This is a genomic window from Haloarcula amylolytica (genome assembly GCF_049705545.1).
Classification (GTDB): domain Archaea; phylum Halobacteriota; class Halobacteria; order Halobacteriales; family Haloarculaceae; genus Haloarcula; species Haloarcula amylolytica_B.
The window spans coordinates 2,972,133-2,994,952 of record NZ_JBNAMU010000001.1 but is presented as its reverse complement, the minus strand read 5'-3'; the positions used below and the strand labels follow the sequence as shown (position 1 = coordinate 2,994,952).

Sequence of the window (22,820 nt, the reverse complement as noted above, 5' to 3'; positions counted from 1 at the left end):
ATAAGAACCTTTCCGGCGGTTCGTGGGAGAGTAACTCTTACGGGGTTGGGTTGAGTAACAACAGGTGTTATAAATCATGGTAGATACAACAAAGTGGTTCCTGCTCGGTGCAACGCTGGTCAGCATGGTCGTCATATTCGTCTCGGCGATCATTCCGGTCGCGTACCAGCAGGCCCTTGTCAACCTTCTCGTCGGGGAACTCGCGGCTATCGCACTCGCTCACTCTACCTACCGCGTCTCGTCCGGTAAACAGGTTAGCCCCGTCGCAGCGGCGATAGCCATCTTGTCCGGTGTTTTCCTGTTTCTCTCTCCGATCTTCATCGAGCCTGTCGACCCCATCCTGTCGGTGATGTTCGCAGCCGGGGCGGTTATTGCCGTCGGCGGGTTGGTCGGTGTCCTGGGACGGGTACTGGGCGGTGAAGAGGGTCGACAGACCGGTGCCGAACGAATCAGCCGGAACGCCGGGAACTGACAGGCCGACCACAACGTCTATACCGACGGGTCAGCCACCCTCGGACAATGCCGGTCATCGAATGCGACGAGACGACGGCCCGCGAGCGTCTGGCGGACGCGGGAGTCGACATCCAGCAGGGAAACACTGACCACGAGCGCTGGCGCGTCGAGTACGGCGACGCGACGGCAGTCGCCTACGACGGAAAAGTCGTCGTGCAGGGTGAGGGGACCGCACAACTTGAGGCGCTGTTGCGTGGCAATGACGGTGGGCGCGTCCACGCGTACTTCGACGGCGCGTCACGGGGCAACCCGGGTCCGGCCTCGGTCGGCTACGTGCTGGTCGACGACAGCGGGATCGTCACGGAGGGCGGGGAGACGATCGGAACGGCGACGAACAACCAGGCGGAGTACAAAGCACTCATCCGAGCGATCGAAGTGGCACGCGATTACGGGTTCGACGACATCCACATCCGGGGTGACTCGGAGCTTATCGTCAAGCAGGTTCGGGGTGAGTGGGATACGAACGACCCCGAACTGCGGGAAAACCGCGTCCGCGTGCGCGAACTGCTGACCGACTTCGACGACTGGCAGATCGAGCACGTTCCGCGGGAAATAAACGATCGTGCGGACCAACTAGCCAACGACGCACTCGACGATGACTGACCTGCCGACAGACGTGACCGAACGGGCCGAACGGCTGACAAGACTCGCTCGCGAGGCGGTCGACGATGCCGAGGCGGACGCCTACAGAACCGAACGCGACGAAATCCTCGCCGAGTACGACTACACTGCCCGCATCCGGAACGACGAGACGGGTGACGTACTCGTCTGCCATCCCGTCGAATGGGTCGACGACGGCGTCATCCGTCCGGAGCGAGTCGACGACATCGACCGCGGCGTGGAGATACGGCTCTCGGGTCCCGGTGACCCGGACGAGTGGGCGGAGATCGACGCTGCAAACCGAGCTGTCGTCGAGGCTATTACCCAAGCACACGGCGAGACACACGGAGCCAACGCGGAACTGCTCGCCGATTTCATGGGCAACCACTACGCGAAACCGATTTCGGAGGCGACACCGGACGAAATCCAGGAGTTTCGGGACGACTACGTCCGCCGGAACGCCTGGCCAACTGAGGAACAACAGTCGGTCCTCGAACAGTCGATTCGTCTCACTGTCGAAGAAGCCGGTGGCCGTGTCCCCGACGTGTAACTGCTCAGTACACCCGTCGGTATTCGATGTTTGTTTCGCGTTAGGAATGGATTAACAGTAGTTCGCAGGTGCCCAGGTGCGAATCTACTGCTGCGCCGCGATCAGATCACGGAGTTCGTCGGCTCGACCGTCATCGGAAATGAACTTCCCGAACACCCATCCAAGCTGGTCGAGGACTGCGTCCTTGCCCGACTCTGTCAGGGAGTACTGGTTTGTTCGCTTGTCGAGTTCGCTCTTCTCGACGAGGCTCATCTCGACGAGGTCGTCGAGGTTCGGGTACAGGCGACCGTGGTTGACTTCGTCGTTGTAGTATTCTTCCAGTTCGCGCTTGATAGCGAGACCATACCGCGGCTCCTCAGCAAGTATTACTAGGATATTCTGCTGAAAAGCGGTAAGTTCTTTTGCGATGCCCGGACTGTCAGTAACTGTTTGTGCCTCTGACATAGTTGGGTAAATGTCAGCAAGCTATTTAACACTTGTTAACTCCGGCGCACAACGCCTTCTGTGGGGCATTAACCACCACACAACTAGCGGTCGCAATAGTATAAAGAAATTTATACTTGGTGGGCTAAGGCGAATTGAGTTCCCGATTAATCTGCTTTCAGATTGTCGTTTTCAGGTAGTAAGTGTAATCTAAGAATATATCTATAGTTAGATATTATTGGGTTATATAGCGCATAATACCGAATAGCTGTGGCTATTACGAAAGGATTTTTTGACGGCGTCGCGCAGTCGGCGGTGATGACGAACCTCTGGGAAGACCTCGAAACTGGACCGAACCCCCCCGAAGAAATCTACGCTGTTGTTGAGTGCCTGAAAGGCGAGCGTAACAAGTACGAGTACGAGAAGGACATCCCCGGTGTCGTCCTCGACCGCGTCCTTCACTCGAACGTTCACTACCCGTCTGATTACGGCTTCATTCCGCAGTCGTACTACGACGACGAGGATCCGTTCGACGTGCTAGTCCTCGTCGAAGACCAGACGTTCCCCGGCTGTGTCATCGAGGCCCGTCCCGTCGCCCTGATGAAGATGGACGACGACGGCGAGCAAGACGACAAGGTCATTGCAGTCCCGATTGAGGACCCGCGCTATGACCACATCGAGGATCTCGACGACATCCCACAGCAGACCCTCGACGAGATTGACGAGTTCTTCTCGACCTACAAGAACCTCGAAGAGGGCAAGGAAGTCGAAACGCTAGGCTGGGAGGACAAGGAAGCCGCGAAGGACGCCATCGTCCACGCCCAGGAACTGTACGACGAAGAGTTCAACTGACGCTCCCGGGTCCACCACCTTTCGCGATTTTTCCTCCGCCGCCGGTGTATTTCCCGAAGTAATACCGGCAGGTGTCTCCGATTATGTATGAGCATGGGTAATCTTTTGACCGTGTAGCCGCTATCGCTACGCGTATGGCTACTGATGACACCGATGCGGCGCTGGACCACACGACTGTCGTTCCGCGAGTCGAACGGCGGTCGACACCCGGAATCGCACATCTAACCGTGGTTCCGGAGAACGCGGACCGGTCGTCGTAACCGTCGGGCCGTGACGATGATATTGCCGCTTTCGGTGACGCGGCAGCGAAAAGAAGTTTCTTGTTCCTGACCTGACTAACGGGTCGTATGGGATTATTCGACCGATTGAAGGGAGACGACGCACCGCGTGTTGCCTTCTTCGGCATTGACGGCGTACCGTTCAGCCTCATCGACGAACACCCCGACGTGTTCCCGAACCTCACGGAGATGGCGGCGGAGGGCAGCGCCGGCCCCATCGATAGTATCGTCCCACCGGAGTCCAGCGCCTGCTGGCCGGCGCTGACGACTGGCGTTAACCCCGGCCAAACGGGCGTCTACGGCTTCCAGGACCGCGAAGTCGGCTCCTACGACACCTACGTCCCGATGGGGCGTGACGTGCAGGCGACGCGGCTCTGGGACCGCGTCACCGACGAGGGCCGCAACGCGACGGTGCTGAACGTGCCGGTCACCTTCCCCCCGCAGCGGAACGTCCAGCGGATGGTGTCGGGCTTTCTCTCGCCGGGCGTGGACAAGGCCGCTTACCCGGACGAACTCCGTGACCATCTCCAGGACAGCGACTACCGCATCGACGTCAACGCCAAACTCGGCCACGACGACGACAAGAGCGATTTCGTCGAGGACGCCCACAAGACGCTCGAAAAGCGCTATGAGGCGTTCAAGCATTACGTCGACCAGGACGACTGGGACCTGTTTTTCGGCGTGTTCATGACCACGGACCGGGTCAACCACTTCCTGTTCAAGGACTACGAGCGCGACGGCGAGAACCAGGAGGCGTTCTTCGAGTTCTACAAGCAGGTCGACGCCTATCTCGGTGACCTACGCGACCGACTCCCCGACGACGTGACGATGGTCGTCGCCTCGGACCACGGCTTCACCTCCCTCGACTACGAGGTTCACTTCAACGAGTGGCTCCAGCAGGAGGGGTGGCTCGACTATGCGACCGACGACCATTCCGAACTCGGCGACATCAGCGAGGACACGAAAGCCTACTCGCTCATCCCCGGCCGCTTCTACATTAATCTGGAGGGCCGCGAACCGAACGGCGGCGTCCCCCAGGACGAGTACGAGTCCGTTCGCGCGGACCTCAAGGAGAAACTCGAATCGCTCGAAGGACCGGACGGCAAGCCGGTCGCCGACCGCGTCGTCACTAAGGAAGACGCCTACCGCGGCGACCACGACGATATCGCACCGGACCTCACTGTCGTCCCGAACCACGGTTTCGACCTGAAGGCCGGTTTCAAGGGCTCCGACGACGTGTTCGGCGTCGGGCCGCGAAACGGGATGCACAGCTTCGACAACGCGACGCTCATGGTCGACGACCCGGACGTTCGCATCGAGGACGCCGACCTCTACGACATCGCGCCGACCATTCTCGACCTGCTCGACCACGACTTCGACCGCGCGAAGTTCGACGGTAGCAGTCTCGCCTGATACGGGCTGTCGCGGATCGTTTCCGGATAGTGCCGTCCCCGGGCCCACAGCGATTAATCGCTACAACAATGCGTATGCGCCTCTTACCTAGTTGAGAAACTCCGCTATTTTCGCCGAAAATAGCGCCTAAAACAGGCCGTCCAGGTCGTCGTTCGTGAACTCGTCCGGGTCGGTCGTCCCACCCTGAGAGCTGGCCGCCTCGCGGGCGCGGTTCATGAATTCGTCGACCCGCTCGGACCGTTCGACGCCCGAGAGGACGATGAGCGAGGCGATCTTATCGGACCCGAGCGGGAAGTCTCCGCCCCGGACCTCCATGCTGCCGGTCTGGTCTTCCACCCAGCGGCGCGCCCGCTCGACGCCTTTCCGCGAAAGGCGTTCGGGATCGCCCGCGACGACGAGGAGAGCGGAGTCGGCCTTGACCGCGTTAGGCAGGCTCATGCTCGTAAGGAGGGCTTTCCGGGTGACGCTGGTGATGGTGTTGACGTTCTCACCGGCCTCCTCGCTGGCCTCGGCGCTTGCGTAGCCGATGGAGGCGATGCCGCCGCCTCTGAGCGTGTTGATGATCTCCGAGGAGTCGACGACACTCTCGCCGACTCCCTCGACTGCCTCGCCGGAGGCAAACAGCAGGCCGACCCGCTGGGAGATGGCGTCGTTAACGCGTTCGAAGCCGGCGGCGACGCTGTCGCCGCTACCCCGCCAGGCGTCGTTGTCCACGAGCAGGAGGGAGTCCGCCTCGCGGGCGGCGGTCTTGAGCGAGCGACCGGCGTTGGCCTGGTACAGGCCGCCCTCGTCCCGGCCGGGGAGAATGCCGAGGACGTACACCGGCTTCTCGTAGATACGCTTGAGTTCGCGGGTGAGCATCGGTGCGCCGCCGGAGCCGGTGCCGCCGCCGAGTCCGGCGACGACGACGATAGCTTCGGCCTCGGTCGTGATGCGGCCGTCGAGCTCGTCGAGCACCTCGGTGGCGTTCTCCTGCATAATCTGGGCACCGAGCTCGTTGTCACCGCCGACGCCGTGACCTTTCACGCGGTCCTGTCCGATGAGGGCCGTATCGATATCGAGGCTCTGGAGGTCGGCCCGTGCCGTGTTGACGGCGAGGGCACCCCGGACGGCGTCGAACCCCATGTCGTAGTCGAATTGGGCAAGAGACTGGGTTACTTTCCCGCCAGCCTGCCCGACACCAATCAGGACGACTTTCATACCAGATGTCTTGTGAGGCTGACTAATCAACGTTGTCCTCACACTGGAACGGGCGGCAAGGGGGAGTGAAACGGGTATCGGCGCAGGAAGCGGGCGCCGGTTACTCGACCTGGAGCGTGTAGATCCGTTTGCGCGCGTCGGCGAACGAAAACCGGGAGTCGATGACGCCGACATCTTCGAGGCGGGAAAGGGCGTACCGGACCGTCCGCGGCGGCAGCAGCGTCTCCTCGGCGAGTTGGCTCTGGGTCAGGGTATCGTTGTACTCCAGGACTTTCGCGACGAGTTTCGCGCTCGGCGGGAGGTCGCGAACGGCTTCCCACCCGCTGGTCTCGTGCTCGCTGTCGGTATCAGCGGATTGGATATCGGATGCACTCATGGTACTTCCCCTATATCCAATACAGAGTGATAATATTTTCTGTTCGTGATTATGCCCTGTGGAAATCTTTCGGCAAAAAACGCGGCCACGGATGGGGTGCCAGGCCCGAAAGTTTACCTTCAGTACATCCGGTGTCACAGACGTGGACGAAGTCGAGGTCAGCACGGTCGTGTACGTTCCACCCGAAGAGGTGTACGAGTTTCTGCTGGACTTTCCGGGGTACGCACGATACTCGGAGTACCTCGACCGAGTGATGCAGGACGGCGACGGAACGCCGGGCACGAACTACGACCTCGTGTTCTCGTGGTGGAAGCTCTCCTACACCGCTCGGTCGGAGGTGACCGACGTGTCGCCACCGACGCGAATCGACTGGCGCATCGTCAAAGACATCGACGCCGATGGGTACTGGGCGGTCGAGCCTGATCCGGACGGCGTCCCGGCGGACGTGGAGACGGCGTCACGGGTGCGGTTTCACGTCGCGTTCGACCCCGGGTCGGCCTCGGACAGCGCCATCGACCTTCCACGCTTGGTCTCGATGGACTGGGTTATCGAGAAAGTCAAGCCGCTCATCCGAAAGGAAGCGACCAAAATCGTCGAACGCGTCGTCGAGGACCTCGAAGGACAGGAACGGGACGTTGATCTGAAGATTCACACGGGTCCGGATTCGGTGTAACAGGGCGACGACCCGCTACTCGGGCGTCTCGTAGTCGCCGCCGTACCGGATGAAGAAGTACGCGAGTCCGAGCGTCGCGACCATCACGAACGAGGTTGCCACGCCGAGCGTTTTCGCGCTGTTTGGCACTTCCGGCGGGCCGGAGCTTCCGCCGCCGCCACCGCCGCCGCCGGTGGATTTCGTCGGGTAGTCCGTTCCGACGACAACGGCCCCCTTCATCCCGAGTCCTTCGTGTGGCACGCAGACGTAGGGGTAGATGCCGTCTTCCTCGAAGGTGTACTCGTAGTTGACGCCGGCGCTAGAGACTGGGCTGCCCGAGTCCAGCGGCCCGTCACCGTCCGAGACGACGTTGTGGCCGCCGCCGTTGCCCGTCCACTCGAACTGGACGGTCGCGCCGTTGTCGACGTGAATCGCGGGCGGGCCGAAGCCGAAGGCCCCGCCGTTGGCCTGCACGCCGACCTCCACCGTCGCCGTGTCCTGTCCGGTCGCATCAGCGACTGAGCCGTCATAGTTCCCGACCTGGTCGAGGAACCCGCCGAAATCCGGCGGCCCGCCGCCGCCACCTTCGGTGCCTTCCTGTGCGGTCGCGGTGCCTGCAGCGGCCGACACAGCCGTGGCTCCGGCCGCTGTCCGTAAGAAGCCCCGACGGGACACGTCCGCTCTACCGTCTGTCATACCTGACCGTTTGGGACTCCCCGTCCTGAATATGTCGGTTTCGAATAGAGGCAGTCGTCCGTGCGGCGACAGCGCACCAGTCCCCGGTGCCGTGAAACATTTAACGCCGGTAGAACGAAACCACCGGTATGTCTACCGGAAGCCACGGGGTCGTCGGCGGGATCCGCATCGACCTCAACCGCTTACACGAAACGTGGATGGAAATCGTGTATCCACGCCAGCGAAACGCTGACAACACCGTCCTCGGGACGTGGACACCGGACTCCTCGGTCGGAATGGCCCTCTACCGCCTCTGGTCTGCGATCGGGGTGCCAGTCATCGCGCTGGTCTATCCACTGGTGCTGTGTGGCGTCGTCCTGCGGTACCAGACCCGTCGTATCGACGGCACGGCGACCCGTCTGGGCGTTGTCGGCGTCGTTCTACTCTCTGTGCTCGTCTGGGGCGGCCTGGCGGCTCTCGCGCGGTTCGAACCGGGGAGTATCGACCTGGTGTCGGGTGGGTTCACCGCTGTCGCTGTCGCCGGCGGGGTTGCGACGCTGTCGGCCGCACTCGCCGTCACCTTCCGACGGGTCGGTGGTCGCGGAACGACGGTCGCACTGGCGTACCCGTTCGCCATGACGGCTATCTTCCTGCCGCCGGTCGTCGCGGCGCTGTACTCGACGACGGTCGCCTCGGTCGTCATTCCAGCAAGCGATTCGCTGTCCCGGTGGTTCCTCTATGAGGTGCTGGCTACTGTCGGTGCCGCCGAGTTCTTCATCCAGAACTTCGACCGGGAAGGCATCGCCTACGTCATCATCTGGCTCGGTATCTCCATCCCGCTGGGGTGGGTGCTCGGCCTGCTGGTGACGCTTGCGGACCTCGTTCGACCGACGGAGTGACCGCAAGGCCAACGTTTAGACGACCCTGGCTCCAGTGACAGACCAGTATTGAATCCGACAAGGCACTTACCGGACACGGTGAAACAGAGTCACCTGACAGGAGAGTTTTCACGCAGATCTAAATCAGTCGACACAGAGCACGTACCGGTCACCGAGTGCACCCGGAATCGGAACAATTCAGGGTAGTGGTGCCTTGACCTCGCGGACCTTTGGACCGAGATGGACTGCTACGGACTGGCGCGGAACTCACCGTGTTTCATTCCGAAGAAGAACGCAATGACCGAGAATACGATCATCGAGGGCAGCACCATCATGAACACCGTCGAGCGACCCATCATAGATGTGAGCGCGACCGTCGCGACGGCGACAATTGCGACGAGTGGGGCTACTGCGGTCACGAAGTCAAAATCCATACGTCTGCTTGTAGCCGGACAGATAAATTCTTTAAGAAAGCAGAGCAACTGCCGAACCCATTGGTCGGTGCTAGTATGAAACCAACAGCGACCAAGTGCTGGATAGTCCCTCTCTATTCATGATGCCAAAAACAGCTCTCCCAGGGATTGAGACACCGTTTCACCAGATTAGACGTCCCTTCGACGAACGCAAAACGGCGGTCGTCTGTACTGTTCGCTTCGGTGTCCTCGCCGTCAGAACGTTCATGGGTCGATGCCTATAGGCACTATTTTGACGAGCATGGTTGGCCTACTCGTGTTCTGATCACGCTTCCCATCGGCGTCACACACGGCGAGTACCGCGCGACTCGCTAAACGCCTCCGTAACGGACGTTTGACAGACGCTACGACGGTGTCGCGTCGTCCGGCCGAACAACGGTTTCTTCGGGCGCATCCCCATCGGCAACGGCGATATCCGCAATCTCGTCGCCGCCGAACACCACTGTCGCGCCGGCCCGCATTGGCGCAAGCAGTCCGGCGACGACCGCGCCCGCTGTCGTCATCGGTGCCCGGAGCGCGACGGTCGTCTCCGCGTCGATGTCGTAATCGGCGACGACGCGGCCGCTTTCGGCCATGAGTTCGCCGTGCGTGTACGTTCTGTCGGCCGCCAACACGTCGTCCTCGGGCGAAACTTCGCCCGGTGGCTGGAGCGGGTTTTCGCTCCACAACTCCCGCTCGAACTGGGCGATGGTGGGGTCCTCGACCGGGCCGCCGTATGCCAACCCCTTCGTCCCTGGCCCCTGCGTGTAGCGGTCGAGCCAGGCCGCTGGCGCGATAAGCGCCGTCGCATCGACCGCATTCGGCGGGTCCATATCCACGACCGCGCCGTCGAGCGCCGCTGCGAGGAAGGCAAGCAGTGCGTCCGGGGCGTCCCGAAGGTAGCCCGGTCGGTCCTCGTCCGTCGGCTCTTTCGGACCGACGACGACGGCGACCCGCGTCCCGTGCCGGACACCGTAGTGTCGCAGCAGATTCCCGCCTTTCCAGGCGTTCGTGGCGAAGTCGGAGTAACTGTACGGCGTCGACCGCTCCGGCGAACGAAAGAGCACGCCGTCGCGATTGCGCGCCTGCGCGACGAGATCACCGAGTACCTGCATGTGCCGTCGTTCGGTCCCGGTGATGAAAAACAGCGCGGCCACAAAGCCGATGTAGGTGGCCTCCCCCACGCTCTAGAAATGAAAAGACAGCAACAAGTTGCCGACGTACTCAGGCACAACGACATCGACACGCCGCCCGCCTACCGGCTGCTCGATGTGGTGGCTGAACTCGGCGACATCGCGGCCGAAGTCAATGAAACGACCGGCTACGGCACCGACTCGACGGCGCTGTCGATACGGGAGGACGAACTCGGCGACGCCCTGTTCGCACTGCTCGCGCTGTGTGAACAGCTCGATGTCAACGCCGATGCTGCGCTCTCGGCGGCGCTTGCCAAGTATGAAGGACAGTCTGGCTCAGACGGGACGCCGGCGAGCGGCGACTGACTACAGCGAGTTCTTCAGTTTCTCGAAGAAGCCTTCCTCGACATCGACCTCTTCGCCGCCGGCCTCCGCGAACTGTTCGAGGGCCTCCTTCTGTTCGGCGTTGAGGCTGTCGGGCGTGACGACCTGTACCTGTACGTAGAGGTCACCCCGGCCGCGGCGGCGAAGGCGGGGCATTCCTTTCCCCTCCAGCCGGAACACCTCGCCGCTCTGGGTCCCGCTGGGCACGTCGACTTCGACTTCGCCGTCCAGCGTCGGGACGGTGATGGTGTCACCGAAGACGGCCTGCGGGAACGAGATGGCCTGCTGGTGTTGCAGGTCGTCGCCGTCGCGCTCGAAGTCCGGGTGGTCGCGGACGCTCACCTCGATGAGCAGGTCGCCGTTCGGGCCGCCGTTCTCCCCGGGCGCGCCCTCTCGCTCCATCCGGAGCGTCTGCCCGTTGGCGATTCCGGCCGGTATTTCGACTTCGAGGCTCGCGTCGTTCTGGACGACGCCGTTGCCCCGACAGGTCGAACACGTCTCGTCGTACAGCGTCCCCTCGCCGTCACATCGGCGACAGGTCGTCCTCTGCTGGACGCGCCCCATCGGCGTCTGCTGGACCTGCGTCGTCTGGCCCTGGCCGTTACACTCTGGACAGGTCTGAGAGTCGGCCCCCGGCGGATGCCCGGCCCCGTCACAGTCGTCACAGGTTTCAGGTCTGGTGACGTTCAGTTGCTTCGTCGCGCCGTTGTACGCCTCTTCGAGGTCGATCTCCAGTCGCGTCTGGAGGTCCTGCCCTTGTCGCCGGCGGCTGCCACCGCGCCCGCCGCGGCCACCGCCGCCGAAGAACTGGTCGAAGATGTCCTGCATATCGAAGCCACCAGCGCCGCCGCCGAACGGGTCCCCGCCCATCCCGCCGCGGCCGCCGCCACCGCCAGCGCCGCCGCGCTTCTCGGCCTGCTCGAAGCGCTCGTGGCCCATCTGGTCGTACATCTGGCGCTTCTCCTCGTCGGTAAGGACCTCCTTGGCTTTCTTGGCTTTCTTGAACTTCTCCTCGGCGTCGGGGTCGTCGCTCACGTCCGGGTGGTATTCCCGGGCTTTCTCTCGATAGGCCTCCTTGATCTCGTCTTCGGAGGCGTCCCGAGAGACACCCAGTATCTCGTAGAAATCCTGACTCATTCGTTGTAGGATGGGTAGACGATTGAGACACTTCAAAAGAACGGGTTCCCGACCACCGGTACCGCTGTCTCGAACAGTTTGATACCGGAATCACGCGGACAGACGTCACACGATACCGAGTTCCGGGACGAAGACGGTGGCAGCGAGCACGGTCCCGAATACGAGAATCGCCGCGACACGGAGGACACCGGCTCCCCGTCGGTGCCGTTTCGGGAGCGCTTCGGCAACGCCGGACAGGGCGGCCCCGACCGCCATTCCGAGCAGCCAGCCACTCGAAGCGGCGTCGCCGACGCTCCAGGCGTACGCGTAGAGACTGAGAAAGACGAGTGCGCCGGAGAACTGGACGAGTGTCTGCGGTCGGCCGGACGGCTCGCTGAACACAATTTCGGAGACGACGGGGGGCATCAGACGGATACTCTCACTCGGCGTACAAATAGAACGGTGCCAATTCGAACAGCCGGAACCGCGGGCGACGACCGTGACAGTCTCGCTGCTCGTGGGAAGACAGCGACACGGGCCAGCTACGCCGGCGTCCGGACCGTACCGGGGCGCTTATTTCCGTCCCGCGGGAGAGTTCGGGCAATGAGTCCTGAGTCGTCGCGTGGTCGAGGTCTCGTCACGGTCGAGCGGGTCGCCGTCTGGGGACTCGCGGCGCTGGCCGTCGCCGGACTGGTCGCGCTCGTCGTCGGTCCCGGCGCGGACCTGCGGACATCGGCCCCGTCGGTCACCATCGACGGCGAGTTCGACGCCGAGACAGGGACGGTCACGCTTACCCACGCCGGCGGGGACAGACTCACGGAAACCAGCACGCACGCGCTGGAGCTCGTCGTCACCGACGCCGACCGGAACCGCTCGACCACGCTGACGTGGGCCGAGGCGGACCAGCTACCCGTCGAGTCTGGCGATACAATCGTCCTTGACGACCCGGGCGTGGATTCGGACGATGACGGTAGCTATCTCGACGGCGATGTCTCAGTCGGCTTCTTCCTCGACAGCGCCGACACCGTCGCGGTCCGCTGGACCGGACGCCCGCTCGGTGCACCGGGCGAGCGGACGACGACGCTCGGCACTGTCAGGCTCGGTAATGCGACCGGCTGACTGTTAGGTAGCAAGGCTCCCGCCGGACCGCCTCCGGTAGCCGGCTGGCGACGGCGGCACTGCTGCCCCGTGGCCGGTCACGAATGGACGTGCTTGGTGCGGACATACACGTCACCGGTTCCGGTCACGGTCACCGCGTAATCGCCCAGCCGAAACGAGAGCGATACGGCGCTGTCCGGGCCTGACGCATGCATAATCAGTTCGTCGAGTGCGTCCGGATCGAGCGTCTCGATGAGCGGCGATAGCTCTATTGCCTCCCGGTCGGCCGCGGTTGCGACCGTCTGAACGACGGCCACCGACGGTGAGGCGACTTCCCAGTCGAACTCCGCGTGGAGGATGTCTGAGCCGTCGGATGGCCGCCCGGGCCGCTTGTCGGACCCACTCATTAGTAAAAATATGTCTATCTACCATATTAATCCTACTGTCAATTTATTAGTTAGCATTATGATCTACAAAATGACTATCTGATATCCGAGTAAATTCCGGTGAAAGACCGACGACACCCAGTAATGATCTAAAATTATAAAAGCATATTGACACACTAACTGTCTAATACACTTGCCTTTTCAGGTAAACAGTTCAGCCCGAGAAGTGATATTGCAGCCGAAACACGGTCAGTAACGTACTGTTGTGGTGCATTTGACAGCAACGGTCTTCGATGAGATTGCGGCCGAGACGCGCTATTTCCGTCTCTAGACACGGTTTTGTGAAAGTAGCACGCAGCAGATGTGGTTGGGACACATAGAGTGCTGCGTGCCAACTACTCATAGTCCGGACCCATGTATAACAGTTGTGTGATTAATTGAGTAAACGAAGGTGTAGTGTTGAAATAACTTCGGTACAGATCGTCGATTACAACCGCTGGAGGCCCGTTCTGTCACAATGCGCCACCGACCGTTCGCCGAGCAACGCTCACTGAGACGAGAGCCGACAGTGTGACAGTAACAACGTCTTTTACCTGTGGGCGTCATCTCTCCACATATCCTCGGTTTCCACCGAGATGAAGGTTGGGACACATGACATCTGATGCAACACACGAAGAGGCGGTTAGTTTACTCCAGGAGTTGGGCTTGAAAGAGTATGAGGCGAAGTGGTTTGTCGGACTCTCTCGGATGTCCAGCGGCACAGCGAAGGGACTGAGTGAAGTGACAGAGGTCCCGAGAACGCGCGTCTACGACGCCGTCCGGATTCTCGAAGCGAAGGGGCTGGTCGAGGTCCAGCATTCGAGCCCCCAGCAGTTCCGGGCTGTCCCGCTCTCCGAGGCCACCGAAACGCTCCGCGACCAGTACGAAGAGCGCGTCGAACGCCTCCAGTCCGCACTGCGCGAGATGGGAGGCATCGAATCCGACGACGACGAGGCCGAGCTACAGGAGGTCTGGTCGCTTTCCGGGTCCGACGCTATCGAGAACCGTGCCGCGGCAATCATCGAGGAGGCCACTGACGAAGTGGTCCTCGTCATCGGTTCCGACGCGGTCCTCACTGAGCCGCTGATCGAGCAACTCAATTCGCTCGATACGGACACCGACCTCATCGTCGGGACCGGGTCCGCTTCGATACGGGACCGTGTGGAACAGGAAATCCCACGCGCTACCACGTTCCTGTCGGAACTGGACTGGCTCCACGGTGAGATGACGCCCGAGGAGGACGCCGCCGTCGGGCGACTCCTGCTCGTCGACCGGTCGGCGTTGCTGGTCAGTTCAATCGACCCGCCGACGGGCGACGAACAGGCCATCTTCGCGACCGGACTCAGAAACGGACTCATCGTCATCGCGCGCCGCCTCCTCTCGCAGGGCGTTGTCGAAATGACACCAATAGAACAGGATTAGCGAACAACCCAGTTCGGGGTTTTCGTCGCTCCCATTTTTCACTCGCAGTAATTCTCGGAGAGGAACGCGAGTAGCGGTCGGACCCGCTCGTACTCCGAGCCACGCGTTACCCAGTGGGTTTCCCGATCCCATTCGATGAGCCCCATCTCCGCCAACTTCGGGAGATGCCGGTGATAGAGGGCCGCCGGGATCGCCGGCTCTCCCACTGGTGTCCGACCGCCGTCAAACTCCGAGACGGATGGCCGCCACCGCTCCGCGTCACGTAACGCGAATAGTATCTGACGGCGGTCCTCGTGTCGCACCGCGTCGAGTTGGGCGCTCAGACACTGTGGCTGGATTCGCTCCTGATTGCTCACTGCGCGGCCATACGCCCGTCTATCTGATATATATGCACTATTTTCATTATCACTGACTGTTTTGATTATCAGAGTAACTAATGCGAGGATACATCTACTAATGCTTCGAATATAGCTGTATCAGCATCGGAACAGCGATGTACCCACTGTTAGCGATGATCACCTCAACATGATGGATATCAGCCATGCACTGAATTGATAATATTTCTGACCCAATTCGACCACTTCGCGAACCCGACACCACTCCGCAGGCCTGTGGACTCGGCTTCAGTACTCTTGTCCGGTTAAAAATTCGTGCCGCTCGCTCTGTGAGAGTCCGTCAGATCACGTCTGACAGGGTGGTGAAAACGACTTATTCTTTTTTTCGTCGCCTTCGAGACGTGAGCGGAGCGAACGTCTCGAAACACCGGAAGATATCGCTTCGCTCATCTTCCGAGCCGACGACTCGGCCTCGTCCTGCTAGTCCTCGTCCTCGTCGTCGACGTCCTCGAAGTCGGCGTCGACGTACTCCTCGCCCTGCTCGGCCGCGCCGCCTGCTGCGCCACCTGGCCCGGCAGCTCCGCCGGGACCGGCTGCGCCGCCCGGACCAGCGCCCGCAGCGCCGCCGGCGGCCTGCTGGGCCTGCTCTTGGTACATCTGCTTGCCGATCTCCTGCAGTTCCTCGCTCAGGGTCTCGGTGACTTCCTCGTAGTCCTCCTTCGTAGCGTCCTCGTCTTCGAGGACTTCCTCGACGTCCTCGATCTTCGCCTCGATGTCGGACTGGAGGTCCTCGTCGATCTCCTCCTCGTTTTCGTCGAGGAGCGTCTCGGCACGGCGGACGGAGGCTTCGGCCTCGTTGCGCGCCTCGATGCGTTCCCGGCGCTGTTCGTCCTCTTCGGCGTGCTGTTCGGCCTCCTGTTGCATCTCCTCGATCTGGTCGTCGGAGAGGCCGGCACCGCCCTCGATGGTGATGTCCTCCTTGTTGCCCGAGCCCTTGTCCTCGGCTTCGACGTTGACGATGCCGTTCTCGTCGATGTTGAACGACACCTCGATCTGGGGCGTGCCCGCGGGGGCCGGCGGGATGCCGGAGAGCGCGAACGCGCCGAGCAGTTCGTTCTCCTCGGCGATCTCACGCTCGCCCTGGAAGACGCGGATCTGGACCTGCGTCTGGTTGTCCTGGGCGGTCGTGAAGATCTTCGACTCCTCGGTCGGAATAGTCGTGTTCTTTTCGATGAGTCGCTCGAACAGGCCGCCCTTGACCTCGACACCCAGCGACAGCGGCGTCACGTCGAGCAGGACGATGTCGTCCACGTCGCCCGAGAGGACGCCGGCCTGGATGGCCGCGCCCAGCGCGACGGCCTCGTCGGGGTTGACGTTCTTCTTCGGCTCCTGCCCGGTCATCTCCTCGACCTGGTCCTGCACCTGGGGCATCCGCGTCGAGCCGCCGACGAGGATGACCTCGTCGATGTCGCTCTTGGTGTAGTCCGCGTCAGCAAGCGCTTGCTCCGTCGGCCCGACGGTTCGCTCGATGAGGTCCTCGGTGAGCGATTCGAACTTCGCGCGCGTGATCTTCTGTTCGAGGTCAAGCGGCCCGTCGTCCGTGGTCGCGATGAACGGGAGGTTGATGCGGGTCTCCTTGCGCGAGGAGAGTTCGATCTTGGCTTCCTCGGCGGCCTCGGTCAGCCGCTGGAGGGCCTGCCGGTCGTCGCGGAGGTCGATGCCGTGTTCGGCCTCGAACTCGTCGGCGAGGTAGTCGATGATGGCGTGGTCCCAGTCGTCCCCACCGAGGTCGTTGTCCCCGTTGGTCGCGACGACCTCGTAGACGCCCCCGCCCAGGTCGAGGATGGACACGTCGAAGGTCCCCCCGCCCAGGTCGTACACGAGGACGGTCTGGTCGGATTCGTCGTCGAGCCCGTAGGCCATCGCGGCCGCGGTCGGCTCGTTGACGATGCGCTCGACCTCGAAGCCGGCGATCTCGCCGGCGTCCTTGGTCGCCTGGCGCTGTCGGTCGTTGAAGTACGCCGGGACCGTGATAACGGCCTTTTCGATCTCGTCGCCGAGGTACTCCTCGGCGTCGTGTTTGATCTTCTGGAGGATCATCGCCGAGACCTGCTCGGGCGTGTACTCCTCCCCGTCCAGTTCCACCGTGTAGTCGTCTTCGCCCATGTGGCGCTTGATCGACTGGATGGTCTGATCGGGGTTCTTTACGGCCTGATTCTTCGCCGGTTTCCCGACAAGCCGCTCGCCGTCGTCGAACGCGACGACAGAGGGTGTCGTCCGCTCGCCTTCGCCGTTGACAATGATTTCGGGGTCGCCACCTTCCATGACCGCGAACGCGCTGTTCGTGGTCCCGAGGTCGATACCCAGAATCTTGTTGCTCGCCATCTTACCCGCTCATAGCGGATTGGGCCGGTTAAAAGTTGCTAGATGTACTGATTAGAAAAACGGTCAACAACCCCTCCTCCGGGCGGTTTCATACCCAGTTGCGTTCCCTGACCGGTGATTATTTAATGTACCGCAATACGACCGCTATACCGCCGGGTTGCCCGCTACTCCTCGCTCTCGCTGACGGTCACCTGTGCCTCTCGCAACACTTTGTCGGCCATCTCGTAGCCCGGACGGTGGACGTCAGCGATGGCTCCGTCCGGCTGGTCGCTGTCGACGCGGGCGAGCACCTGATGCTGTGTCGGGACGACGTCTCCGCCCGGCTCGGGGTCGATAACCTCGACGTTCTCGGCGTCCAGCACGTCGTCGAGCTGGCGGAGGGTGGACTCGACCCCGCCCCTGATATCCGTATCCTCGTCCTGTTCGAGCGCCCGCTCCAGATTGTCCCGGACGTCGAGCAGGCGCGTCACGAGGTCCTCGGTTGCGCGCTTTTGCTCCTGTTCCCGGCGCTTGTCCATCCGCTTCTTGTAGTTCTGGAACTCCGCCTGCTTGCGCTTGAGCTTCGACTCCAGTTCTTCGATGTCGTCGTCCTGTTGTTCGACCTGCGACTCGAGACTGTCAACGCGTGTCCGCAGCGCGGAGAGTTCCCGAGCGATGTCATCGGGGTCCGATTCGGCGACCCGGTCGACCAGGTCGTCGTCGACGTCGAACTCGCCCAGGTCAACCTCATCTGCGGAGACATCCTCGGGCGCGTCCTCGAAACCCGCGTCGCCGTCCGCTTGCGCCTCGCTCGCGGTCGACTCCTCCGTCGCGGCCGTGTCGTCGGTTGCGTCCTGCTCGGTCATACCCGATAGAAGTCGTCACGTGGATAAAAGGATTCAGAAACGGTGCGGCGATGACACTGCCCACCGAAATCGGCGTCACAGGAGGAAGCTGACGACCATCAGGACGAGGAACACGACGACGAGTATCTTCGCGATTCGCATGCTGAGCCCCGCCACGCCCCCCAGGCCGGCCAGTCCGCCGACGACAGCGAGGACGAGAAACAGCAGCGCCAGTTCGAGGAATCCGCCACCGGGCTGGAGCGGGACCGCAGTTAGTAGGTGGTTCATGTCGTTGTGTACCGCCTCATCCCGGTTTATTATAGATCCACTAATCAGGGGCCGATGGCGAACGCGCCGGGGTCGTACTGGAACCGTGTTCGATAGGCCCCCCATTCCCCGAGTTCCTCTAGTCGGTACTTCGCAAAGGGCGGGTTCCGAACCAGTTCCAGCTCCGCGAGCCGCTCCCGGACCGGGTCGAAAAGCGCCGCCCAATCGAGCTCCCGGAGTGATTCGTCCGGGTTCTCCTCGCTCGCGGTGAAGGTTAGTCCGTCGTCTGTTCGCTCGATGGTCCCGTACTGGTACCGGCTCCAGACGGTGTACTCCCCGAACGGCACGCTTTCGGTGGGGGGTGGCGAGCGACGGTACTGCGCCTGGAACCGCTGATGTGTCTCGTCGCCGCCCCATAGCACACCGCGAGTAAGGAGCTTGATTCGGCGTTTTGCGTCCACGCCGCTGTTGTAGACGATACGTGCGTGTTCGTACTCGCTGGATCGGAACTGCTCAGCGACGCCGTCGGTGTGGTGGATATCGATCTCGTACTGATACGGTAGCGGCGTCCGGCTCGCGCGTTCGAGTACCGAGACCGTCTCCCCGCCCCGACGCAGGTCGTCGTGCGGCCCCGTTCCACGCCACTGCGCCGGATCGGCCTCGTCTGGGTCGACCCACCGGTCCATGCTAGCAATATGCAGGAAATCAACTTAGCTTTTCGCGCGGTTACGGTCCGACTCAAACTAACACGCGGTCGAGTTCGACAACGAGGCCGCGCTCGGCGTCCAGGTCGCCGACGAGCGTCCCCAGACAGACCGCAGTGCCGTCGGGTGTGACACAGACGACTTGGGAATCTATCTCGGGCGTCGCTTCGCCCACTTCGGCCGGCCCGGCTCCGATAACGCCCGGCGCATACACCGGCGCGCCCTCAGCGACTTCGCGGGCCGCACTCGGTGCAATCGTGACCCGCGGCAGGTGGCCCAGCGCGCGCTCGGCCGGCTGGATGATCTCGCGCACCCGCGACTCGTCACCCTCCTCGGCGAACGCCAGCGCGTCGACGAGGTCGTGCATCGTCGAAAGCGACGCATCGTCGAAGGTGCCGGTCGCCGTCCGGCGGAGGTCGCCCATGTGTGCGCCGGTCCCCGCCGCCAGCCCGATGTCGTGACACAGTTTCCGGATGTACGTGCCCGAAGCGCACCGGACCCGCAGCAGCAGTCTACGGTCCCCTTGTTCGAGGATGTCCAGCGAGTGAATCCGTCGGGCGCGCAGTTGTCGCTTGACCGCGCTCTTCCGCGGCGGCTTCTGATAGATGTCGGTCTCGAACTCGGCGACGATGTCCGCAATGTCGGCCGGGGCCTGGTCGTGGAGTTCGAGCACTGTGACGTACTCCTTGACGGCGTCGTCGAACACTTGCGCCATCCGGGCGGCGTCGCCGAGCAACACGGGGAGACAGCCGGTCACCTTCGGATCGAGGGTCCCGCCGTGAGCGACCCGGTCCTGGCCGGTGGCGTCCCGAATCCAGGCCGCGACCTGGTGGGCCGAGGGTCCCGGCGGCTTGTCGAGGTTGACGACGCCGAAAGAGCGAAGCGAATCGAGATCCCGTTCGTCGGGCGGGGCACGGAGCGTCATCTGCTCAGAACTCGTACCGGATGTTCTCGACCGGTGCCTTCCCCTCGTCGCCATCGGGACTGTAGGACTCGACGGCGTGCAGGGTGACGCTCAGAACGCCCTGTGGGTCCCAGCGGGCGGTGTTGACCGACAGGTCGTAGATAGAGAGGTCGTCGAAATCGATGTCGTAGTAGTCGCTGTAGCGCTGGGCCTCGCTGTCACCGCGTTCACGCGTCTCTGTCTTGGCCTGCTCGAAGGGCTTGTTCTCCCGCGTCGCGATGCGGTCGGCGCGCACGTCGAGCGGCGCGGTCAGCCACAGTTTCATGTCGGCGTACTCGCCCGCCATCCAGCCGGCAAGACGGGACTCCAACACGAGGTCGTCGCGCTCGGCGGCGATGTCCCGGAGCCGGCGGTCCAGATCGCGGTCGATCTGGTCGTCCTCCTCGGCGGCTTTGTTCAGTTCGAGCGGTGTCATCCCGCGTTCTTCGGCCAGCGAGCGGAAGATATCGCCGCCGCTGACGTGCTCGTAGTTCAGGGCGTCGGCCAGGCTCTTGGCAAGTGTGCTCTTGCCGCTGCCGGCCGGGCCGGAGACGGTAATCAACATAGAGGTGTTCGGGGGGCCCCGATAGAAAGGGCTGTCTCTTCGCGCCTACCCGGTCGGCGTCGTCTCGACGTTGAGCGCCTTCCGGATGATCTGGGTGAACGATAGCGAGCACAGGAAGTACCAGACAATCCAGGCCTGAATCGGGCCGGCGACGCTGTTGCTCCACGCTTCGACCTTACCGAAGATGGGGAGCGTAATCACCGGACTCGCGTCGACGCCGGCTCCGAAGACGATCCAGTAGAGCCAGAGGAACAGCGGGATGTTGACCAGCATGATCCACACCATCGGGCGGAACTGCTGTTTGAACATGCCCATCTGGTCGGTCATCAGCTCCATCTGCTCCTCTTCGAGCCGGTCCAGTGCCTCCTGGTCGTCGCGTTCCTTTGCGGCTTTGCGGCGTTCTTTCAGGTCCTCCATCTTCTCCTGGTGGTCGCCCATCCCCGACATATCCATGAGGTTGTCCTGCAGAATCGTCGAGGTAGTCCCGGTGATGATCGCCAGTACCAGGATAACGACGTAGAACGGCAGCATGTCGTTGAGCGGCCCGAGGAAGATGTCGATGAACCCGCCCGCGATGACGTCGCGGACGGAGGTCATGGAGTAGCCGGCGAACAGGCCGAGCGTCCCGAGGCCGGCGAGCTTGTCCCACTTCGACCAGCCGCTGTCCTCGTCACCGTCGCTCGGGGCCGCGTCGGACTCTTCGAGCGCCTCGCGGACGCCCTCGGGGTCGTCGATGACGAAGCCCTCGCCGTCGGCGTCGATGAGCAGGCCGGACTCGATGAGTCGGCCCCATTCGCCGCTCGTGAGGTCGTCGCTCACGTCGCTCCAAGTGACGGTCCCGTTCTCTTCGGCCGCAGCGAGCACCGTCGAGAGCGCGTCGGTCATTGCCTCGCCGTCTTCGGCGAGTCGTTCTACCTTCGGCGCGGTACGTGCCATTGTGTGTGCTTGAGGTGCGACGGCATATCAACGTTTTACTCTGGCTGTCTCGCCGGCATCGGCCTCGAACGGCGGTCCCGGCCGGCTTCAGGCTGTCTGCGCGTCGACGGCGTCCCGGATGTCGTTCCAGACCCCGTCGGGCGTCTGCTCGCCGTCGATGGCGACGAAGCCGTCGTGGTCCTCGTAGTGGTCGATGACCGGCGCGGTGTTGTCGTCGAACACGTCCAGTCGGTTGCGGACGGACTCCTCGTTGTCGTCGTCGCGCTGGATGAGTTCGCCGCCGCACTCGTCACAGACGCCCTCATCTTCGGGCTGGTTGAACTCGACGTGGTAGTTCGTTCCGCAGTCGTCACAGACCCGCCGTCCCGTGAGCCGGTCGACCAGTTCCTCGCGGGAGACGTCCAGCGAGAGGATCACATCGAGGTCTGTCATCCCTTCGAGTTCCTCGGCCTGGTCGAGATTGCGCGGGTAGCCGTCGAGCACGAACCCATCGGCCTGGGAAAGCGCCTCCTCGACGATGGCGTTGACGACCGCGTCCGGAACGAGGTCGCCCGCTTCCATGTACTCGCGGGGCGTGTCGTACTCGGTGTCCATGTCGCTGATGTCCATGTCCTTGTTCGCCCGGAGCGCGTCGCCCGTCGTGACGTGTTCGACGCCGTACTCCTCGGCGAGGTTGGCGCTCTGAGTTCCTTTACCGGCTCCCGGCGGCCCGAGAATCAGGATTCGCGGATTCGACATAGGCAGGGTTTCCCAGGGGTCCGTTAAATGGTTGTCCAAATCCTGCCGGCGGGTCGCGCTGCCGCCACCCAAAGGCGTGTAGGCGTGCCGGGCCAACACGGAGTCATGCTCGAACCCGGAGCGCCAGCCCCCGACATCAGCGCACAGAACCAGTTCGGTGAAACCGTCTCGCCCGACTTCGAGGAGCCCACCGTCGTGTATTTTTACCCCGAGGACTTCACCGGCGGCTGTACCATCGAAGCCCGCGACTTCCAGGAACACCTCCCGCAGTTCCGCGAGGGCGGTATCACCGTCTACGGCGTCTCGATGGACGACGTGGCGACCCACGAGGAGTTCGCAGAGGAGGAAGGCCTGCTGTACGACCTGCTGGCCGACCCTGACGGGACCGTCGCCGAAGCGTTCGGTCTGGACACGAGCGGCGGCCGGACGGCCCGCCGGACGTTCGTGCTGGCCGACGGCGAAGTGAAGTCCGTCTACGACCCGGATCTCTCGGACCCCGAGGGCCACGCCAAGGAAGTGCTGCGTGACGTTCGCAACGAGTACGTGCAGGGCGGATAGGCGGCTGTTGACTACCAGAGAGCCAATCCCGGCGTACTGACGAGATGATACGCGACGGCCCTTCTGTTTTGACGCACCTGAACCGGAACGCCTAAATTTATTAGGCCGGCCTAAAATAATGGTGG

The 22,820-nt window shown here is 62.6% G+C and carries 30 protein-coding genes; 12 read left to right on the top strand and 18 right to left on the bottom strand.

Annotation, left to right across the window (positions count from 1 at the left end):
- Nucleotides 1-76 precede the first annotated feature (76 nt).
- From ACOZ4H_RS15685 to ACOZ4H_RS15675, 3 genes are read left to right on the top strand one after another with little or no spacing between them, the layout of a single operon-like run.
- A complete protein-coding gene (locus ACOZ4H_RS15685; RefSeq protein WP_424330153.1) occupies nucleotides 77-472 on the top strand; it encodes a hypothetical protein in 396 nt (131 codons plus the stop codon).
- Between the two features lie 47 nt (nucleotides 473-519).
- Nucleotides 520-1,116 carry a ribonuclease HI gene (gene rnhA, locus ACOZ4H_RS15680; RefSeq protein WP_424330152.1) on the top strand — a complete coding sequence of 199 codons (597 nt, stop codon included), beginning with the start codon at nucleotides 520-522 and terminating at the stop codon, nucleotides 1,114-1,116.
- On the top strand, nucleotides 1,109-1,663 hold the full coding sequence (locus ACOZ4H_RS15675; RefSeq protein WP_424330151.1) for a DUF7108 family protein: 555 nt from the start codon (nucleotides 1,109-1,111) through the stop codon (nucleotides 1,661-1,663). The genes rnhA and ACOZ4H_RS15675 overlap by 8 nt, the downstream gene beginning before the upstream one ends.
- A gap of 84 nt (nucleotides 1,664-1,747) precedes the next feature.
- Here the strand turns inward: ACOZ4H_RS15675 and ACOZ4H_RS15670 are convergent, their stop codons facing one another.
- Nucleotides 1,748-2,107, bottom strand: coding sequence for a PadR family transcriptional regulator (locus ACOZ4H_RS15670; protein WP_424330150.1), 360 nt, complete (start codon nucleotides 2,105-2,107; stop codon nucleotides 1,748-1,750).
- 297 nt (nucleotides 2,108-2,404) lie between these two features.
- Between ACOZ4H_RS15670 and ACOZ4H_RS15665 the strand changes: the two genes are divergently transcribed.
- The 3 genes from ACOZ4H_RS15665 to ACOZ4H_RS15655 all read left to right on the top strand — a co-directional run bounded on the left by ACOZ4H_RS15665 (nucleotide 2,405) and on the right by ACOZ4H_RS15655 (nucleotide 4,629).
- Nucleotides 2,405-2,938: an inorganic diphosphatase gene (locus ACOZ4H_RS15665; RefSeq protein WP_004593839.1), complete on the top strand. Its 534-nt coding sequence runs from the start codon at nucleotides 2,405-2,407 to the stop codon at nucleotides 2,936-2,938.
- Between the two features lie 134 nt (nucleotides 2,939-3,072).
- Complete coding sequence (locus ACOZ4H_RS15660; RefSeq protein WP_424330149.1) at nucleotides 3,073-3,198, top strand: hypothetical protein; 126 nt, start codon at nucleotides 3,073-3,075, stop codon at nucleotides 3,196-3,198.
- A gap of 87 nt (nucleotides 3,199-3,285) precedes the next feature.
- Complete coding sequence (locus tag ACOZ4H_RS15655; RefSeq protein WP_424330148.1) at nucleotides 3,286-4,629, top strand: alkaline phosphatase family protein; 1,344 nt, start codon at nucleotides 3,286-3,288, stop codon at nucleotides 4,627-4,629.
- Between the two features lie 126 nt (nucleotides 4,630-4,755).
- Here ACOZ4H_RS15655 and ACOZ4H_RS15650 read toward each other — a convergent pair whose 3' ends face one another.
- Together ACOZ4H_RS15650 and ACOZ4H_RS15645 are read right to left on the bottom strand one after the other, a co-directional pair.
- Entirely contained in the window at nucleotides 4,756-5,829 is a 1,074-nt protein-coding gene (locus ACOZ4H_RS15650) for a tubulin/FtsZ family protein (protein WP_424330147.1), read from the bottom strand.
- A gap of 100 nt (nucleotides 5,830-5,929) precedes the next feature.
- The gene (locus ACOZ4H_RS15645) at nucleotides 5,930-6,205 is read right to left on the bottom strand and encodes a MarR family transcriptional regulator (protein ID WP_424330146.1); all 276 of its coding nucleotides are present in this window, start codon (nucleotides 6,203-6,205) and stop codon (nucleotides 5,930-5,932) included.
- 142 nt (nucleotides 6,206-6,347) lie between these two features.
- On the opposite strand from ACOZ4H_RS15645, the gene ACOZ4H_RS15640 reads away from it, so the two are divergent.
- On the top strand, nucleotides 6,348-6,878 hold the full coding sequence (locus ACOZ4H_RS15640; RefSeq protein ID WP_424330145.1) for a type II toxin-antitoxin system RatA family toxin: 531 nt from the start codon (nucleotides 6,348-6,350) through the stop codon (nucleotides 6,876-6,878).
- 15 nt (nucleotides 6,879-6,893) lie between these two features.
- On the opposite strand, the gene ACOZ4H_RS15635 is transcribed toward ACOZ4H_RS15640, so the two are convergent.
- Nucleotides 6,894-7,553: a halocyanin domain-containing protein gene (locus ACOZ4H_RS15635; RefSeq protein ID WP_424330144.1), complete on the bottom strand. Its 660-nt coding sequence runs from the start codon at nucleotides 7,551-7,553 to the stop codon at nucleotides 6,894-6,896.
- Nucleotides 7,554-7,681: 128 nt separating this feature from the next.
- On the opposite strand from ACOZ4H_RS15635, the gene ACOZ4H_RS15630 reads away from it, so the two are divergent.
- Nucleotides 7,682-8,431 (top strand): hypothetical protein, encoded by a 750-nt coding sequence (locus ACOZ4H_RS15630; RefSeq protein ID WP_424330143.1) that lies wholly within the window; start codon nucleotides 7,682-7,684, stop codon nucleotides 8,429-8,431.
- Between the two features lie 227 nt (nucleotides 8,432-8,658).
- Here the strand turns inward: ACOZ4H_RS15630 and ACOZ4H_RS15625 are convergent, their stop codons facing one another.
- Complete coding sequence (locus ACOZ4H_RS15625) at nucleotides 8,659-8,844, bottom strand: DUF7333 family protein (RefSeq protein WP_424330142.1); 186 nt, start codon at nucleotides 8,842-8,844, stop codon at nucleotides 8,659-8,661.
- A gap of 383 nt (nucleotides 8,845-9,227) precedes the next feature.
- Nucleotides 9,228-9,977: a hypothetical protein gene (locus tag ACOZ4H_RS15620; protein ID WP_424330382.1), complete on the bottom strand. Its 750-nt coding sequence runs from the start codon at nucleotides 9,975-9,977 to the stop codon at nucleotides 9,228-9,230.
- Between the two features lie 78 nt (nucleotides 9,978-10,055).
- Between ACOZ4H_RS15620 and ACOZ4H_RS15615 the strand changes: the two genes are divergently transcribed.
- Nucleotides 10,056-10,361 (top strand): MazG-like family protein, encoded by a 306-nt coding sequence (locus ACOZ4H_RS15615; protein ID WP_424330141.1) that lies wholly within the window; start codon nucleotides 10,056-10,058, stop codon nucleotides 10,359-10,361.
- Here ACOZ4H_RS15615 and dnaJ read toward each other — a convergent pair whose 3' ends face one another.
- Both dnaJ and ACOZ4H_RS15605 read right to left on the bottom strand, forming a co-directional pair.
- Complete coding sequence (gene dnaJ, locus ACOZ4H_RS15610) at nucleotides 10,362-11,516, bottom strand: molecular chaperone DnaJ (RefSeq protein ID WP_424330140.1); 1,155 nt, start codon at nucleotides 11,514-11,516, stop codon at nucleotides 10,362-10,364. It abuts the gene before it with no gap.
- A gap of 105 nt (nucleotides 11,517-11,621) precedes the next feature.
- Nucleotides 11,622-11,921, bottom strand: coding sequence for a hypothetical protein (locus tag ACOZ4H_RS15605; protein WP_424330139.1), 300 nt, complete (start codon nucleotides 11,919-11,921; stop codon nucleotides 11,622-11,624).
- A 177-nt stretch (nucleotides 11,922-12,098) separates the two neighbouring features.
- Between ACOZ4H_RS15605 and ACOZ4H_RS15600 the strand changes: the two genes are divergently transcribed.
- Nucleotides 12,099-12,614 carry a hypothetical protein gene (locus ACOZ4H_RS15600; protein WP_424330138.1) on the top strand — a complete coding sequence of 172 codons (516 nt, stop codon included), beginning with the start codon at nucleotides 12,099-12,101 and terminating at the stop codon, nucleotides 12,612-12,614.
- 77 nt (nucleotides 12,615-12,691) lie between these two features.
- Here ACOZ4H_RS15600 and ACOZ4H_RS15595 read toward each other — a convergent pair whose 3' ends face one another.
- Entirely contained in the window at nucleotides 12,692-13,000 is a 309-nt protein-coding gene (locus ACOZ4H_RS15595) for a HalOD1 output domain-containing protein (protein ID WP_424330137.1), read from the bottom strand.
- 630 nt (nucleotides 13,001-13,630) lie between these two features.
- Between ACOZ4H_RS15595 and ACOZ4H_RS15590 the strand changes: the two genes are divergently transcribed.
- Complete coding sequence (locus tag ACOZ4H_RS15590; protein ID WP_424330136.1) at nucleotides 13,631-14,440, top strand: TrmB family transcriptional regulator; 810 nt, start codon at nucleotides 13,631-13,633, stop codon at nucleotides 14,438-14,440.
- A 38-nt stretch (nucleotides 14,441-14,478) separates the two neighbouring features.
- Here ACOZ4H_RS15590 and ACOZ4H_RS15585 read toward each other — a convergent pair whose 3' ends face one another.
- The 9 genes from ACOZ4H_RS15585 to ACOZ4H_RS15545 all read right to left on the bottom strand — a co-directional run bounded on the left by ACOZ4H_RS15585 (nucleotide 14,479) and on the right by ACOZ4H_RS15545 (nucleotide 22,137).
- Nucleotides 14,479-14,796, bottom strand: coding sequence for a DUF7344 domain-containing protein (locus tag ACOZ4H_RS15585; protein WP_424330135.1), 318 nt, complete (start codon nucleotides 14,794-14,796; stop codon nucleotides 14,479-14,481).
- Nucleotides 14,797-15,255: 459 nt separating this feature from the next.
- A complete protein-coding gene (gene dnaK, locus ACOZ4H_RS15580) occupies nucleotides 15,256-17,160 on the bottom strand; it encodes a molecular chaperone DnaK (protein WP_424330134.1) in 1,905 nt (634 codons plus the stop codon).
- A gap of 164 nt (nucleotides 17,161-17,324) precedes the next feature.
- Nucleotides 17,325-18,005 (bottom strand): nucleotide exchange factor GrpE, encoded by a 681-nt coding sequence (locus ACOZ4H_RS15575; RefSeq protein ID WP_424330133.1) that lies wholly within the window; start codon nucleotides 18,003-18,005, stop codon nucleotides 17,325-17,327.
- 75 nt (nucleotides 18,006-18,080) lie between these two features.
- Entirely contained in the window at nucleotides 18,081-18,272 is a 192-nt protein-coding gene (locus ACOZ4H_RS15570) for a DUF1328 family protein (protein ID WP_424330132.1), read from the bottom strand.
- Between the two features lie 44 nt (nucleotides 18,273-18,316).
- Entirely contained in the window at nucleotides 18,317-18,937 is a 621-nt protein-coding gene (locus ACOZ4H_RS15565; RefSeq protein ID WP_424330131.1) for a hypothetical protein, read from the bottom strand.
- Nucleotides 18,938-18,989: 52 nt separating this feature from the next.
- Nucleotides 18,990-19,880: an RNA-guided pseudouridylation complex pseudouridine synthase subunit Cbf5 gene (locus ACOZ4H_RS15560; RefSeq protein WP_424330130.1), complete on the bottom strand. Its 891-nt coding sequence runs from the start codon at nucleotides 19,878-19,880 to the stop codon at nucleotides 18,990-18,992.
- A 4-nt stretch (nucleotides 19,881-19,884) separates the two neighbouring features.
- Complete coding sequence (cmk, locus tag ACOZ4H_RS15555; protein WP_424330129.1) at nucleotides 19,885-20,463, bottom strand: (d)CMP kinase; 579 nt, start codon at nucleotides 20,461-20,463, stop codon at nucleotides 19,885-19,887.
- Between the two features lie 45 nt (nucleotides 20,464-20,508).
- Nucleotides 20,509-21,399 carry a DUF106 domain-containing protein gene (locus ACOZ4H_RS15550; RefSeq protein WP_424330128.1) on the bottom strand — a complete coding sequence of 297 codons (891 nt, stop codon included), beginning with the start codon at nucleotides 21,397-21,399 and terminating at the stop codon, nucleotides 20,509-20,511.
- Nucleotides 21,400-21,486: 87 nt separating this feature from the next.
- Complete coding sequence (locus ACOZ4H_RS15545; RefSeq protein ID WP_424330127.1) at nucleotides 21,487-22,137, bottom strand: adenylate kinase; 651 nt, start codon at nucleotides 22,135-22,137, stop codon at nucleotides 21,487-21,489.
- Between the two features lie 105 nt (nucleotides 22,138-22,242).
- Between ACOZ4H_RS15545 and ACOZ4H_RS15540 the strand changes: the two genes are divergently transcribed.
- Entirely contained in the window at nucleotides 22,243-22,695 is a 453-nt protein-coding gene (locus tag ACOZ4H_RS15540) for a peroxiredoxin (protein ID WP_424330126.1), read from the top strand.
- Nucleotides 22,696-22,820 lie beyond the last annotated feature (125 nt).